Annotated in this window: 19 protein-coding genes; all 19 read right to left on the reverse strand. The window is 51.1% G+C overall.

The annotated features are described in order from the left end of the window. Positions 1 to 5: 5 nt before the first annotated feature. Complete coding sequence (gene rpsC / locus KGP21_RS26440) at positions 6 to 704, reverse strand: 30S ribosomal protein S3 (protein WP_004956187.1); 699 nt, start codon at positions 702 to 704, stop codon at positions 6 to 8. A 17-nt stretch (positions 705 to 721) separates the two neighbouring features. Further along, positions 722 to 1,054, reverse strand: coding sequence for a 50S ribosomal protein L22 (rplV, locus tag KGP21_RS26445; RefSeq protein WP_004391423.1), 333 nt, complete (start codon positions 1,052 to 1,054; stop codon positions 722 to 724). Positions 1,055 to 1,068: 14 nt separating this feature from the next. After that, complete coding sequence (gene rpsS, locus KGP21_RS26450; RefSeq protein WP_004929772.1) at positions 1,069 to 1,347, reverse strand: 30S ribosomal protein S19; 279 nt, start codon at positions 1,345 to 1,347, stop codon at positions 1,069 to 1,071. A gap of 14 nt (positions 1,348 to 1,361) precedes the next feature. Then, complete coding sequence (gene rplB, locus KGP21_RS26455) at positions 1,362 to 2,186, reverse strand: 50S ribosomal protein L2 (RefSeq protein ID WP_021182228.1); 825 nt, start codon at positions 2,184 to 2,186, stop codon at positions 1,362 to 1,364. Positions 2,187 to 2,204: 18 nt separating this feature from the next. After that, the gene (gene rplW, locus KGP21_RS26460) at positions 2,205 to 2,507 is read right to left on the reverse strand and encodes a 50S ribosomal protein L23 (RefSeq protein ID WP_021182229.1); all 303 of its coding nucleotides are present in this window, start codon (positions 2,505 to 2,507) and stop codon (positions 2,205 to 2,207) included. After that, positions 2,504 to 3,109 (reverse strand): 50S ribosomal protein L4, encoded by a 606-nt coding sequence (rplD, locus tag KGP21_RS26465; protein ID WP_021182230.1) that lies wholly within the window; start codon positions 3,107 to 3,109, stop codon positions 2,504 to 2,506. Before rplD ends, rplW begins: the two co-directional genes overlap by 4 nt. A 10-nt stretch (positions 3,110 to 3,119) precedes the next feature. Further along, a complete protein-coding gene (gene rplC, locus KGP21_RS26470; RefSeq protein WP_004956193.1) occupies positions 3,120 to 3,749 on the reverse strand; it encodes a 50S ribosomal protein L3 in 630 nt (209 codons plus the stop codon). Positions 3,750 to 3,780: 31 nt separating this feature from the next. Next, a complete protein-coding gene (rpsJ, locus tag KGP21_RS26475; RefSeq protein ID WP_001181005.1) occupies positions 3,781 to 4,092 on the reverse strand; it encodes a 30S ribosomal protein S10 in 312 nt (103 codons plus the stop codon). 473 nt (positions 4,093 to 4,565) lie between these two features. Continuing rightward, positions 4,566 to 5,045, reverse strand: coding sequence for a bacterioferritin (bfr, locus tag KGP21_RS26480; RefSeq protein ID WP_021182231.1), 480 nt, complete (start codon positions 5,043 to 5,045; stop codon positions 4,566 to 4,568). 74 nt (positions 5,046 to 5,119) lie between these two features. After that, on the reverse strand, positions 5,120 to 5,314 hold the full coding sequence (bfd, locus tag KGP21_RS26485) for a bacterioferritin-associated ferredoxin (protein ID WP_024485620.1): 195 nt from the start codon (positions 5,312 to 5,314) through the stop codon (positions 5,120 to 5,122). Between the two features lie 133 nt (positions 5,315 to 5,447). After that, positions 5,448 to 6,632, reverse strand: coding sequence for an elongation factor Tu (gene tuf, locus KGP21_RS26490; RefSeq protein ID WP_046808053.1), 1,185 nt, complete (start codon positions 6,630 to 6,632; stop codon positions 5,448 to 5,450). A 71-nt stretch (positions 6,633 to 6,703) separates the two neighbouring features. After that, positions 6,704 to 8,818 (reverse strand): elongation factor G, encoded by a 2,115-nt coding sequence (gene fusA, locus KGP21_RS26495; protein ID WP_021181636.1) that lies wholly within the window; start codon positions 8,816 to 8,818, stop codon positions 6,704 to 6,706. 90 nt (positions 8,819 to 8,908) lie between these two features. After that, on the reverse strand, positions 8,909 to 9,379 hold the full coding sequence (gene rpsG, locus KGP21_RS26500; RefSeq protein ID WP_021181637.1) for a 30S ribosomal protein S7: 471 nt from the start codon (positions 9,377 to 9,379) through the stop codon (positions 8,909 to 8,911). A 91-nt stretch (positions 9,380 to 9,470) separates the two neighbouring features. Beyond that, positions 9,471 to 9,845 carry a 30S ribosomal protein S12 gene (rpsL, locus tag KGP21_RS26505; RefSeq protein WP_021181638.1) on the reverse strand — a complete coding sequence of 125 codons (375 nt, stop codon included), beginning with the start codon at positions 9,843 to 9,845 and terminating at the stop codon, positions 9,471 to 9,473. A 144-nt stretch (positions 9,846 to 9,989) separates the two neighbouring features. Beyond that, positions 9,990 to 10,277, reverse strand: a complete 288-nt coding sequence (gene tusB, locus KGP21_RS26510) for a sulfurtransferase complex subunit TusB (protein WP_021181639.1) — start codon at positions 10,275 to 10,277, stop codon at positions 9,990 to 9,992. A gap of 9 nt (positions 10,278 to 10,286) precedes the next feature. Next, on the reverse strand, positions 10,287 to 10,646 hold the full coding sequence (gene tusC / locus KGP21_RS26515) for a sulfurtransferase complex subunit TusC (RefSeq protein ID WP_021808024.1): 360 nt from the start codon (positions 10,644 to 10,646) through the stop codon (positions 10,287 to 10,289). Between the two features lie 9 nt (positions 10,647 to 10,655). Next, the gene (tusD, locus tag KGP21_RS26520; RefSeq protein WP_021808025.1) at positions 10,656 to 11,045 is read right to left on the reverse strand and encodes a sulfurtransferase complex subunit TusD; all 390 of its coding nucleotides are present in this window, start codon (positions 11,043 to 11,045) and stop codon (positions 10,656 to 10,658) included. Beyond that, positions 11,045 to 11,767, reverse strand: a complete 723-nt coding sequence (locus tag KGP21_RS26525; protein ID WP_021181642.1) for a transcriptional regulator — start codon at positions 11,765 to 11,767, stop codon at positions 11,045 to 11,047. The genes tusD and KGP21_RS26525 overlap by 1 nt, the downstream gene beginning before the upstream one ends. 326 nt (positions 11,768 to 12,093) lie before the next feature. Next, the gene (gene fkpA / locus KGP21_RS26530) at positions 12,094 to 12,972 is read right to left on the reverse strand and encodes an FKBP-type peptidyl-prolyl cis-trans isomerase (protein ID WP_024482692.1); all 879 of its coding nucleotides are present in this window, start codon (positions 12,970 to 12,972) and stop codon (positions 12,094 to 12,096) included. Positions 12,973 to 13,247: the final 275 nt, after the last annotated feature.

Genomic DNA, 13,247 nt, shown 5'->3' on the forward strand with positions numbered 1-13,247 from the left:
TCTCCTTACTTGCGGCCTTTACGCTGCTGCTTTTTAGGTTGAGCAGCCGGTTCCGGTTGTTCAACTGCAGCCATACCACCCAGGATCTCACCTTTGAAGATCCATACCTTAACGCCGATTACACCATAAGTGGTGTGCGCTTCAGATGTGTTGTAATCGATATCCGCACGCAGTGTATGCAACGGAACACGACCTTCACGGTACCATTCGGTACGCGCGATTTCAGCACCGCCAAGACGGCCGCTTACTTCAACTTTGATACCTTTAGCGCCAAGACGCATTGCGTTCTGTACAGCACGCTTCATAGCACGACGGAACATAACGCGACGTTCCAGCTGTGAAGTGATGCTGTCAGCAACCAATTTTGCGTCCAGTTCCGGTTTACGGACTTCGGCGATGTTAATTTGCGCAGGAACGCCAGCGATATCCGCTACGACCTTACGCAGTTTTTCGACATCTTCACCTTTCTTGCCGATAACGATGCCAGGACGAGCGGTGTGAATAGTCACACGGATGCTCTTCGCTGGACGCTCGATAACGATGCGAGAAACGGAAGCTTTCGCCAGTTCTTTAGTCAAGAATTGGCGAACTTTAAAGTCGCTGTCCAGGTTGTCAGCGAATTCTTTGGTATTCGCATACCAAGTAGAGTTCCAAGGTTTGACAATACCCAGGCGAATACCATTAGGATGTACTTTCTGACCCATTGCTAGTCTCCAGAGTCTCAGCGATCGGACACAACCACAGTAATGTGGCTGGTGCGCTTCAGGATGCGATCTGCACGACCTTTTGCACGAGGCATAATGCGCTTCATGCTTGGGCCTTCGTCTACGAAGATTTTCGTGACTTTCAGATCATCGATGTCAGCGCCATCGTTGTGTTCTGCGTTAGCAATGGCAGACTCCAGCACTTTCTTGACCAGACCAGCAGCTTTCTTGTTGGTGTAGGCCAGAGTTTCCAGAGCTTGCGACACTTTCTTACCGCGGATCAGGTCTGCAACAAGGCGAACCTTCTGAGCAGAAGAACGAGCGTGGCGATGTTTAGCGATAGTTTCCATCTCTTCCTCCTACCTTAGCGCTTTTTAGCTTTTTTATCAGCCGCATGGCCGCGATAAGTACGAGTCGGCGCGAATTCACCCAGTTTGTGACCGACCATTTCATCGGAAACAAATACTGGTACGTGCTGACGACCATTATGGACAGCGATGGTCAAACCGATCATGTTAGGAAAGATCGTTGAACGACGGGACCAAGTGCGCAAAGGCTTCTTGTCACCGCTTTCCACCGCTTTCTCTACCTTCTTCAGCAAGTGCAGGTCAATAAAAGGACCTTTCTTGAGAGAACGTGGCATGGCTTATCCTCTAATTATTTTTTACTACGGCGACGTACGATGAACTTGTCAGTACGCTTGTTGCTACGGGTCTTCTTACCTTTGGTCTGAACGCCCCACGGAGTTACCGGGTGCTTACCAAAGTTACGACCTTCACCACCACCGTGCGGGTGATCGACTGGGTTCATCGCCGTACCGCGAACGGTAGGACGAATACCACGCCAACGTGCAGCACCTGCTTTACCCAGAACGCGAAGCATATGTTCAGCGTTACCGACTTCACCCAGGGTGGCGCGGCAATCAACTGGAACTTTACGCATTTCGCCAGAGCGCAGACGCAGAGTTACGTAGGAACCATCACGTGCGACGATCTGAACGTAGGCACCAGCAGAACGAGCCAGCTGGCCGCCTTTACCTGGTTTCATTTCTACGTTATGAACCGTTGAACCTACTGGGATGTTGCGCATAGGCAGGGTGTTACCCGCTTTGATTGCAGCATCAACACCAGATTGGATCTGGTCACCAGCTTTCAGGCCTTTCGGCGCCAGGATGTAACGGCGTTCGCCGTCCTTGTACAGAACCAGCGCGATGTTCGCGGAACGGTTCGGATCGTACTCCAGACGCTCAACCACAGCAGGGATACCATCTTTGTTGCGTTTGAAGTCAACCAGACGATAATGTTGCTTGTGGCCACCACCGATATGACGGGTGGTGATACGGCCATTGTTGTTACGACCACCGCTTTTGCTCAGTTTCTCAAGCAGCGGGGCATAAGGTTTACCCTTGTGCAGCTCAGGGTTAACCACTTTAACAACGTGGCGACGACCCGGAGATGTAGGTTTACATTTAACAATTGCCATTGTTCTTACTCCTCCGACTTACTCTGCGCCGCCGATGAAGTCCAAGTTCTGGCCTTCCTTCAGGGTGACGTAAGCTTTTTTCCAGTCGCTACGACGACCAACACGCTGACCTTGACGCTTCACTTTCCCTTTTACTACCAGGGTGTTAACGTCTTCGACTTCGACTTCAAACAGTTTCTGCACTGCAGCTTTGATTTCTGCTTTGGTCGCGTCTTTGGCAACTTTGAGTACGATGGTGTTGCTTTTTTCCATCGCAGCGGATGCTTTTTCAGATACGTGCGGTGCACGCAGCACTTTCAGCAAACGTTCTTCACGGATCATGCCAGCATCTCCTCAACTTGCTTCACAGCATCAGCAGTCATAACCACTTTGTCGAAGGCGATCAGGCTAACTGGGTCGATACCTGCTACATCGCGCACGTCAACCTTGTACAGGTTGCGAGCTGCCAGGAACAGATTCTCATCCAGTTCACCGGTCACGATCAGCACATCTTCCAGGGCCATATCTTTCAGTTTCTGTGCCAGCAGCTTAGTTTTAGGCGCTTCTACAGAGAACTTCTCGACAACGATCAGACGATCTTGACGTACCAGTTCGGACAGGATGCTTTTCAGCGCGCCGCGGTACATCTTTTTGTTTACTTTCTGACTGTGGTCTTGTGGCTTCGCAGCGAAGGTTACACCACCAGAACGCCAGATCGGGCTCTTTACAGTGCCTGAACGCGCACGGCCAGTACCTTTCTGGCGCCACGGTTTTTTACCGGAACCAGTCACTTCAGCACGGGTCTTCTGAGCACGGGTACCTTGACGGGCACCTGCTGCATAAGCAACAACAACCTGGTGTACCAGCGCTTCGTTGAAATCACGACCGAAGGTAGTTTCGGAAACAGTCAGCGCGCTTTGCGCGTCTTTCAATACTAATTCCATTGCTATCCCCTTACGCCTTCACAGCTGGTTTAACGATCAGGTTGCCACCGGTTGCGCCCGGTACAGCACCCTTAACCAGCAGCAGGTTGCGCTCAGCGTCAACACGTACTACGTCCAGGCTTTGAACGGTTACACGCTCGTCACCCAGGTGGCCAGCCATTTTCTTGCCTTTGAACACTTTGCCCGGAGTCTGGTTCTGACCGATAGAACCCGGAACGCGGTGAGACAAGGAGTTACCGTGGGTTGCATCCTGAGTACGGAAGTTCCAGCGCTTTACAGTGCCAGCAAAACCTTTACCTTTGGAAGTACCGGTAACATCGACTTTTTTAACGTCAGCGAAGATTTCTACGCTGATTTCTTGACCTGCAGCGAACTCTTGACCTTCTTCAAGGCGGAATTCCCACAGACCACGGCCAGCTTCGACGCCAGCTTTAGCGAAATGACCCGCTTCCGGTTTGGTCACACGGTTAGCTTTTTTGCTACCGGTAGTGACCTGAATGGCACGGTATCCGTCGTTGTCCAGGTCTTTAACCTGAGTCACGCGGTTCGCTTCAATTTCAATCACGGTTACTGGGATAGAAACGCCATCTTCAGTGAAGATACGAGTCATGCCCACTTTTTTACCGACTAAACCAATCATTGTTTCAACCTCTCAATCGTCAATGACCTGATTAACCCAGGCTGATCTGCACGTCTACACCGGCAGCCAGATCCAGACGCATCAGAGCATCAACGGTTTTCTCAGTTGGCTCAACGATGTCAACCAGACGCTTGTGAGTGCGGATCTCGTACTGATCACGCGCGTCTTTGTTGACGTGCGGGGAGATCAGAACGGTAAAGCGCTCTTTGCGAGTTGGCAGCGGGATCGGACCACGGACTTGCGCACCAGTGCGCTTGGCAGTCTCGACGATTTCCGCAGTTGATTGATCGATCAGACGATGATCAAACGCTTTCAGGCGGATACGGATTCTTTGGTTCTGCATGAGACCAGAGCTCCAATTATTTATAAACGTAAATAATTACTCCTCACACCCATTTCGATTGATGGGGGAGTGTAATCGTCAACATATAACCCCCATATCGGGAGTATTGTTCGAAGGGCAAAACGTGCTTGCCAATCGACTGATTCGCTAAAATCAGGCTTACCAAGATTAGGTAAGCCCGCGCATTATACGCAAACCAGGCCAGGTTGCAAGCCACGGATGGAAATATGCTCAGAATGAGCGGTATTTAATGCGTTTTACCCCTCACCCCAACCCTCTCCTTAAGTGAGAGGGAGCCGATCGGCGCTGTTAGCAAGTTCAGAAGATAATCTGTAACAGGGGAATGTGAGGACTGGTATGGGGTTAAAGCTGGTATGTGATAGTGGAATGTAAAGGATGAATATCGTAGTTAAGTTGTGGCACGGGCTGTCCCCTCTCCCTGTGGGAGAGGGCTAGGGTGAGGGGCCGTGATGTCAGTCTTTACGTTCCAGCACTTGCGCCTGGCAATAGTTTTGGATGCCAAGCCGCTCGATCAGGCTCAGCTCAGTCTCCAACCAGTCGATATGCCCTTCCTCATCGGCCAACACCTCTTTCATCAGATCGCGGCTGACGTAATCATGGATAGAGTCGGCATAGGCGATACCTTCCCGTAGGTTCTTGGCACCATCCAGTTCCAGAGCCAAATCGGACCTCAGCATCTCTTCGACATCTTCGCCGATATTCAGCTTGCCAAGATCTTGCAGGTTCGGTAGCCCTTCAAGGAACAGGATACGCTCGATGTAGCGATCGGCATGTTTCATCTCATCGATCGACTCGTGATATTCCTTCTCATTGAGACGCATCAGGCCCCAATTTTTGAACATACGCGCGTGCAGGAAGTATTGATTGATGGCAACCAGCTCGTTACCGAGCAGCTTGTTGAGGTGAGCAATGATCTTTTTATCGCCTTTCATAGGTAAATCCTCCTGGGCAGTTCTAAAAGTGTAGAAGCTGCGGGCCAAGAGTCAAAAAATAACCCTACTATTTATTAGGCGACTTCGTGCATATGAATCAGGGTTGCGCGTTCCTCCACCATAATTTGCCTTGCCTGACGAATGCATTTACCGCAGTCGGTTCCAATCGGCACCAGCTCACGCAGTTGCTTCATGGTATGGGGATTGTGCTGACGCACCGCTTTGCGGATCGCTTTGTCGGACACAGCATTACACAAACATACGTACATAGAGAGACTCACTTCTTAACCAATGCAGTAAGTCTAAATAAGAATCGTTTTTATTTCAATTAAGATTGGTAAAAAATTGTATAAAAAAAGGGCACCGAAGTGCCCTCTTTTAGTGCTTATAAATTATTCGCGATTAAGCGATAACTTTAGCAACAACGCCCGCACCTACAGTACGGCCGCCTTCACGGATTGCGAAACGCAAGCCTTGGTCCATAGCGATTGGGTGGATCAGGGTAACAACCATGTTCACGTTATCGCCTGGCATTACCATCTCTACGCCTTCTGGCAGTTCGATGGTACCGGTCACGTCAGTTGTACGGAAGTAGAACTGTGGACGGTAGCCTTTGAAGAATGGAGTATGACGACCACCTTCTTCTTTGCTCAGGATATACACTTCTGAATCGAACTGAGTGTGTGGCTTGATGGAACCTGGTTTAGCCAGTACCTGACCACGTTCGATGTCTTCACGCTTGATACCACGCAGCAGAACACCAACGTTCTCACCAGCACGGCCTTCGTCCAGCAGTTTGCGGAACATTTCAACGCCGGTACAGGTAGACTTAACGGTGTCTTTGATACCAACGATTTCAACTTCTTCGCCAACTTTAACGATACCGCGCTCAACACGACCGGTAACTACGGTACCACGACCGGAGATGGAGAAGACGTCTTCGATTGGCAGCAGGAACGGCTGGTCGATAGCACGCTCTGGTTCTGGGATGTAAGAATCCAGGTGACCGGCCAGCTCGATGATTTTAGCTTCCCACTCAGCTTCGCCTTCCAGTGCTTTCAGCGCTGAACCACGAACAACCGGCAGGTCATCACCAGGGAAGTCATAAGCAGACAGAAGTTCACGAACTTCCATTTCTACCAGTTCCAGCAGCTCTTCATCATCAACCATGTCGCATTTGTTCATGAATACGATGATGTAAGGAACGCCAACCTGACGACCCAGCAGGATGTGCTCACGAGTCTGAGGCATAGGGCCGTCAGTCGCAGCGACAACCAGGATAGCGCCGTCCATCTGAGCAGCACCGGTGATCATGTTTTTCACGTAGTCGGCGTGCCCTGGGCAGTCAACGTGCGCGTAGTGACGAGTCGGGGTGTCATATTCAACGTGAGAAGTGTTGATGGTGATACCACGAGCTTTTTCTTCTGGCGCGTTATCGATCTGGTCGAAAGCACGTGCAGAACCACCGTAGGTTTTAGCCAGAACGGTAGTGATTGCAGCGGTCAGGGTAGTTTTACCGTGGTCAACGTGGCCGATAGTACCAACGTTAACGTGCGGTTTGGAACGTTCAAATTTTTCTTTAGACACGGCTATATTCCTTAACTCTTTTGCTCCCCCCTCATGGAGGGAGCACTGATCAATGTGTTAAACCCGAAAGCTTATTTACCACGGGCTTCAATAACGGCCTGAGCGACGTTGTTCGGCGCATCATCGTACTTCAGGAACTCCATGGAGTAAGAAGCACGGCCTTTGGTCAGAGAACGCAGTTGAGTTGCGTATCCAAACATCTCGGACAACGGAACTTCAGCGTGAATCTGAACGCCAGTAGCGTTGGATTCCTGACCTTTCAGTTGACCACGACGACGGCTAAGGTCACCGATGACGTCACCAGTGTTCTCTTCCGGCGTTTCAACTTCAACCTTCATGATAGGCTCAAGCAAAACAGGTTTTGCTTTCTTAAAGCCATCTTTAAAGGCGATAGACGCGGCCAGTTTAAACGCCAATTCGGAGGAGTCAACATCGTGGAAAGAACCGAAATGCAGACGCACACCGAGATCAACTACCGGATAACCGGCCAGTGGACCAGACTTAAGTTGCTCCTGGAGGCCTTTATCAATGGCAGGGATGTATTCCGTTGGGATCACACCGCCTTTAATGTCATTGATGAACTCGTAACCTTTCGGATTTGAGCCCGGCTCCAGTGGGTACATGTCGATAACAACATGACCATACTGACCACGACCACCAGACTGCTTGGCGTGTTTACCTTCGATGTCAGTAACTTTCGCGCGAATCGCTTCACGGTAAGCAACCTGTGGTTTACCCACGTTCGCTTCAACGTTAAATTCACGACGCATACGGTCAACCAGGATATCCAGGTGAAGTTCACCCATACCTGCGATGATGGTCTGACCTGATTCTTCGTCAGTCCATACGCGGAATGATGGGTCTTCCTTCGCCAGACGGCCCAGAGCCAGACCCATTTTTTCCTGGTCAGCTTTGGTTTTTGGTTCTACCGCTACGGAGATTACCGGCTCAGGGAACTCCATACGCTCAAGAATGATCGGGCTAGCAGGATCACACAGCGTATCACCGGTAGTTACGTCTTTCAGACCGATTGCTGCAGCGATGTCGCCTGCACGAACTTCTTTAATCTCTTCACGCTTGTTAGCGTGCATCTGAACGATACGGCCCAGACGCTCACGCGCGGCCTTAACGGAGTTCAGAACTGTGTCACCGGAGTTAACAACGCCAGAGTACACACGGAAGAACGTCAGGTTACCCACGAATGGATCGGTAGCGATTTTGAACGCCAGTGCAGAGAACGGCTCTGAGTCGTCAGAATGACGCACAGCCGGGGTATCTTTACCGTCGTCCAGAATACCGTTGATAGCTTCAACGTCATTTGGCGCTGGCAGGTATTCGATAACCGCATCCAGCATTGCCTGTACGCCTTTGTTTTTAAAGGCAGAACCACAGGTTACCAGAATCACTTCGTTGTTCAGCACGCGCTGACGCAGAGCTTTCTTGATTTCTTCCTCGGTCAGCTCTTCGCCGCCCAGGTATTTGTCCATCAGCTCATCTGAGGCTTCAGCTGCAGACTCAACCAGATTCTGGTGCCATTCAGCAGCCAGTTCTTGCATGTCAGCTGGGATCTCTTCGTATTCGAAGGTCACGCCTGCATCAGCTTCGTTCCAGTTGATGGCTTTCATTTTCACCAGGTCAACAACACCGGTGAATTTCTCTTCTGCGCCAATTGCCAGCTGCAATGGAACCGGGTTTGCGCCCAGACGAGATTTAAGCTGACCAACAACTTTCAAGAAGTTGGCACCCATACGGTCCATTTTGTTAACGAACGCGATGCGTGGCACTTTATATTTGTTAGCCTGACGCCATACGGTCTCAGACTGTGGCTGAACACCACCAACAGCACAGTAAACCATTACCGCGCCATCAAGCACACGCATGGAACGTTCTACTTCGATGGTGAAGTCAACGTGCCCTGGGGTGTCGATGATGTTTACACGGTGCGGCTCAAACTGCTTGGCCATACCAGACCAGAAAGCAGTTGTCGCTGCAGAAGTAATGGTAATACCACGCTCCTGCTCTTGTTCCATCCAGTCCATGGTGGCGGCGCCGTCATGAACTTCACCGATTTTGTGGTTTACACCGGTGTAGAACAGGATACGTTCGGTAGTTGTGGTCTTACCGGCGTCGATGTGAGCACTGATACCGATATTACGGTAGCGCTCAATGGGTGTTGTACGAGCCATTTGATTCCTCTATTGCCTTAGGCGGTTCGGTGAAACCAAGCGGGTTGGCTTCTTGAAGCGCCCACTTGGTTAGCATAACTACTGCGTGGATTACCAGCGGTAGTGGGCGAACGCCTTGTTGGCTTCTGCCATACGGTGAACGTCTTCACGCTTCTTAACAGCAGAACCTTTGTTCTCTGCTGCATCAGACAGTTCGTTCGCCAGGCGCAGAGCCATGGATTTATCACCACGTTTACGAGCTGCATCAACGATCCAACGCATTGCCAGGGCATTACGACGAACCGGACGAACTTCAACTGGTACCTGGTAAGTAGAACCACCAACGCGGCGAGACTTAACTTCTACAGTCGGGCGCACGTTGTCGAGAGCGACTTCGAAAGCTTCCAGGTGACCTTTACCAGAACGCTGAGCCAGGGTCTCCAGCGCGGTATAGACGATTGCTTCTGCAGTAGATTTCTTACCATCTACCATCAGAATGTTTACAAATTTAGCCAACAGCTCGGATCCGAACTTAGGATCTGGCAGGATTTTACGTTGGCCTATTACGCGACGACGTGGCATGGAAATACTCCGTTGAAAATTTCAGGATTGTCCAAAACTCTACGAGTTTATTTTGACATTAAAATGTTTGGCCTTACTTAACGGAGAACCATTAAGCCTTTGGCTTCTTCACGCCGTACTTGGAACGAGCTTGCTTACGGTCTTTAACGCCGGAGCAGTCAAGTGCACCACGAACGGTGTGGTAACGCACACCTGGCAAGTCTTTAACACGACCGCCACGGATCAGGATTACGGAGTGTTCCTGCAGGTTGTGGCCTTCGCCACCGATGTAAGAACTCACTTCGAAACCGTTAGTCAAACGCACACGGCAAACTTTACGCAGTGCGGAGTTTGGTTTTTTCGGGGTGGTGGTATATACGCGAGTACATACACCACGTTTCTGCGGGCAGGCTTCCAGCGCTGGAACGTTGCTTTTAGCAGCCTTCACAGAGCGTGGTTTGCGAACCAGCTGATTAATCGTAGTCATTAAAAAAAGCTCCTGGGTTTTGCTTCGTTTTTTGCTTCGTAAACATGTGATAAATCCCCCGTATGCACTTTTGGCACAGTACGAGGACGCAGAATTTTATGGCTGACTGGTAGAGGTGTCAAGAAATATACAACATCACCCGCATTACCATGCCATTTGGCTGTGGTGTTTCTCGGTTAACACAACGAAGTCAGTATAACCGATTAGCGTGATTTTGGGTGAAAAATGAACAGACAGGCCTCTGGCTTCCAGATCGTCCTGCAGCGCATAAAGGGATATGGGGGCATTGAGCAATAAATCAAGGCTGGCGCTACCGGACAGGCCGGCCAGTACGCCGTCTTGCAACAACAACAGAGCATCACCTTCTCTGGTGAGCCTTAACAACGCAGGCAGGTCGCAACGGGTTGGGGAATGGCTGAGGGTATACAGCATCAAAGTATCCTAGAAAGTCATGACCACATCGTAAGTGGCCAGTTTCTGGCGCAGAGTATCTGGCGGCAGAGTTTCGGCCTTCAGCACCCAGTCGGTGACCTGTTGCAGGCCGCGCTCCTGGATGGCCGTTGCGCAGAGATAGCAGTTTTCAACGTCATACAGCGGCAATACGCCAAAAGTGGCGATGTAATTGCGGGCCAGGATCTTTTCGGGTTGTTGGCCCGGCAGCAGTTGCAACACACCATCGCCGACAAAAAATACGCCGATATCCTCGCTCAGTGCCGACGTCGCCAGTACCGCATCCAGCCCTTCCCTGCCAGCCGCACTGCCATGTGGCCCTTGGGTAAATACAAACGCAACTCGCTTCATTCTGCTCACTTAAAACTGTATCAGGCGATCGTTGCTCAGCGCCGCTTCGGCCAATGAGCCCAAACCGCTGAGGGTAAACCCCGGCTGCAGGTTGGCAGCCACCAACGCCAACTGTGCGGCTTCTTGCTCATCGGTCACGCCACGGCGCAAAGCTGCCGCCACACAGACATTAAGCTCCACGCCATGTTGCTGCGCCAGAGCCACCCACGCCCGCACCAGATCGAATTCATCGCTGGCTGGAGAGGTCAGTTGGTTGGCATTCAGCACCCCTTCACGATAGAAAAAAACGCTGGTAATGCGGTGGCCTGCCGCCAACAGGGCCTGGGCGAATTGCCAGGCGCTGCTCGCTTGCTGAGTACCATAAGCCGGGCCGGTGACCAATAGGCAGTAGTTAAGCATCAGCGCTCATTGCCCAGCAAATCGCCACTCTTGAACTGGCGGATATACAGGTAGACGGTATGCTTGGAGATATTCAGGCGATCGGCAACCTGATTGATCGCGTCTTTGATATCAAAAATGCCTTTCTCGTACAGGTTGAGTACGATCTGGCGATTTTTGGCGTTATTGGACACGTTGCGATCGGCATTCACCTCTTCGATGGTGAACTCCAACGTCTGCGCCACCAGATCGTCAACCGAGGAGGCGAAGTTGACCGAGGAAGCCACCTCCTGCGTTTCCGGCGGCATAAAGGTCTGGATAATCTGCGAGAACGGCACATCGAGATTCATGTTGATACACAGCAGGCCGATCACCCGCTGTTCGCGATTGCGGATGGCAATCGTTACCGACTTCATCAACACGCCACTTTTGGCCCGGGTGAAATAGGCTTTGGAGACGCTGCTGTCATCGCCCGCCATATCATGCAGCATACGCAGTGCCAGATCGGTGATCGGCGAACCGATTTTACGCCCGGTGTGTTCACCATTGGCAATACGCACGGCGGAGCATTTCAGATCCTCCAGGGAGTGCAGCACGATTTCGCAGTGCCCACCAATCAGCATCGCCAGCCCATCGACCACGGCTTCATACGACTTCAGGATTTCATGGTCCGTCTGACTAAACGGACGCTCATTCAGCAAATCAAGTTCGCTGGCTTCGCTGGATAAAAGCGAATTTGACATCGAAGATACCACCTACATAGATCGCCTGTGCCAGGGGACGCAACTAAAACGGCTCGTGCAGGAGACAATCGCTGCCGGGAGCAGTTTTAGGTACACGCCCTAAGGGGCAGGCGCATGATTCATAAGTTCAGACCCAGAGTCTAGCAAAACGGTCAGATGCTGGTTCTTACATTTGCGCGTGGTATTGACGTTAAGCCCGATGCCCGGCAGGCGTCAAGCGATCAGTAAAGACAGGGAGTAAAGTTGCAGGATATTTTGCATTCTTGGTAGCGCAGAAATGAAAACCGCCGCGAAGGACATTCGCGGCGGTTGGGAAAATCTTAGACTTACTTGGCTTTAGCGTCTGCTGCAGCTTCATCAGCCGCTTTTTCTGTTTTGTCGTCAGCCTTGGCTGCTGGTTTCACATCCAACAGTTCAACATCAAACACCAACGTGGAGTTGGCAGGGATCCCTGGAACGCCATTTTTACCGTAGGCCAGTGCCGGTGGGATAACCAGTTTGATCTTGCCGCCTTTCTTGATGTGCTTCAGGCCTTCAGTCCAGCCAGGGATCACACCGTCCAGACGGAATGACAATGGCTCGCCGCGATCGTAGGAGTTGTCAAACACGGTGCCGTCGGTCAGGGTACCTTTGTAGTTTACCACTACGGTATCGCTGTCTTTCGGTGCTTCACCGGTCCCTTCTTTCTCTACTTTGTACAGCAGACCAGATTCGGTTTTCTTCGCGCCTTTTTCTTTGGCGAAGGTTTCAGCGTATTTAGCGCCTTTCGCTTCGTTTTCTTTCGCGTCCTGCTCCATCTTCGCCTGAGCAGAAGCCTTCACGCGCACTTCAAAACCTTGCAGGGTTTTTTCGATGTCAGAGTCATTCAGCTTGCTCTGCTTGGCAAACGCGTCCTTAACAGCCCCGAGCATCACGTCTTTGTCCAGCTTGATGCCCAGCTTTTCCTGTTCATCCAGCGAGTTTTCCATGTAGCGGCCGAGTTGAACACCCAGTGCGTAAGCAACCTGCTCATCGTCATTCTTGAACTTACCGGTGCTTGGTGCTTCTGCAGGTTTAGCCGCTTCAGCAGCAGGCGCAACCTCACCGGTAGTGGTAACGGTAGCTGCATCAGCAGGTTTGGCTGCATCAGCTGCCATAACTTGGGTCGCATTCAGAGCAAGCGCCATAGTGGTTGCCAGAAGCGTGACTTTAAACAAAGATTTCATCCATTTCTCCAGTGTCTGAAGCGGTGCCTCAAACCATCATTAAGTAAGTTAACCGGGCTACTATAGCTGCCTGAAACAAAACAAAACAGTCACACAGGTAACCAATCGAGTCAAGATGTGACCTCATATTGGTAGCAAAGTTCAAGAAAAATAATTATCGCATTGATAATTAACACCTTTATTTGACGGCCTTGCGAGTTGAATTGCCCGCCTTGCAGCAGTGATAAACCGCTTGCCGAAATTGGCAGGCACAAAGCCGAGCGCTACTGATAACA

Origin of the sequence: Serratia sp. JSRIV004, from assembly GCF_019968705.1 — a bacterium.
GTDB classification, from domain to species: Bacteria; Pseudomonadota; Gammaproteobacteria; order Enterobacterales; family Enterobacteriaceae; genus Chania; species Chania fonticola_B.

Coding starts and splice junctions, on each gene's coding strand:
- rpsC (WP_004956187.1), bottom strand. CDS start 704: ATGGGTCAGAAAGTACATCCTAATGGTATTCGCCTGGGTATTGTCAAA.
- rplV (WP_004391423.1), bottom strand. CDS start 1,054: ATGGAAACTATCGCTAAACATCGCCACGCTCGTTCTTCTGCTCAGAAG.
- rpsS (WP_004929772.1), bottom strand. CDS start 1,347: ATGCCACGTTCTCTCAAGAAAGGTCCTTTTATTGACCTGCACTTGCTG.
- rplB (WP_021182228.1), bottom strand. CDS start 2,186: ATGGCAATTGTTAAATGTAAACCTACATCTCCGGGTCGTCGCCACGTT.
- rplW (WP_021182229.1), bottom strand. CDS start 2,507: ATGATCCGTGAAGAACGTTTGCTGAAAGTGCTGCGTGCACCGCACGTA.
- rplD (WP_021182230.1), bottom strand. CDS start 3,109: ATGGAATTAGTATTGAAAGACGCGCAAAGCGCGCTGACTGTTTCCGAA.
- rplC (WP_004956193.1), bottom strand. CDS start 3,749: ATGATTGGTTTAGTCGGTAAAAAAGTGGGCATGACTCGTATCTTCACT.
- rpsJ (WP_001181005.1), bottom strand. CDS start 4,092: ATGCAGAACCAAAGAATCCGTATCCGCCTGAAAGCGTTTGATCATCGT.
- bfr (WP_021182231.1), bottom strand. CDS start 5,045: ATGAAAGGCGATAAAAAGATCATTGCTCACCTCAACAAGCTGCTCGGT.
- bfd (WP_024485620.1), bottom strand. CDS start 5,314: ATGTACGTATGTTTGTGTAATGCTGTGTCCGACAAAGCGATCCGCAAA.
- fusA (WP_021181636.1), bottom strand. CDS start 8,818: ATGGCTCGTACAACACCCATTGAGCGCTACCGTAATATCGGTATCAGT.
- rpsG (WP_021181637.1), bottom strand. CDS start 9,379: ATGCCACGTCGTCGCGTAATAGGCCAACGTAAAATCCTGCCAGATCCT.
- rpsL (WP_021181638.1), bottom strand. CDS start 9,845: ATGACTACGATTAATCAGCTGGTTCGCAAACCACGCTCTGTGAAGGCT.
- tusB (WP_021181639.1), bottom strand. CDS start 10,277: ATGCTGTATACCCTCAGCCATTCCCCAACCCGTTGCGACCTGCCTGCG.
- tusC (WP_021808024.1), bottom strand. CDS start 10,646: ATGAAGCGAGTTGCGTTTGTATTTACCCAAGGGCCACATGGCAGTGCG.
- tusD (WP_021808025.1), bottom strand. CDS start 11,045: ATGCTTAACTACTGCCTATTGGTCACCGGCCCGGCTTATGGTACTCAG.
- KGP21_RS26525 (WP_021181642.1), bottom strand. CDS start 11,767: ATGTCAAATTCGCTTTTATCCAGCGAAGCCAGCGAACTTGATTTGCTG.
- fkpA (WP_024482692.1), bottom strand. CDS start 12,972: ATGAAATCTTTGTTTAAAGTCACGCTTCTGGCAACCACTATGGCGCTT.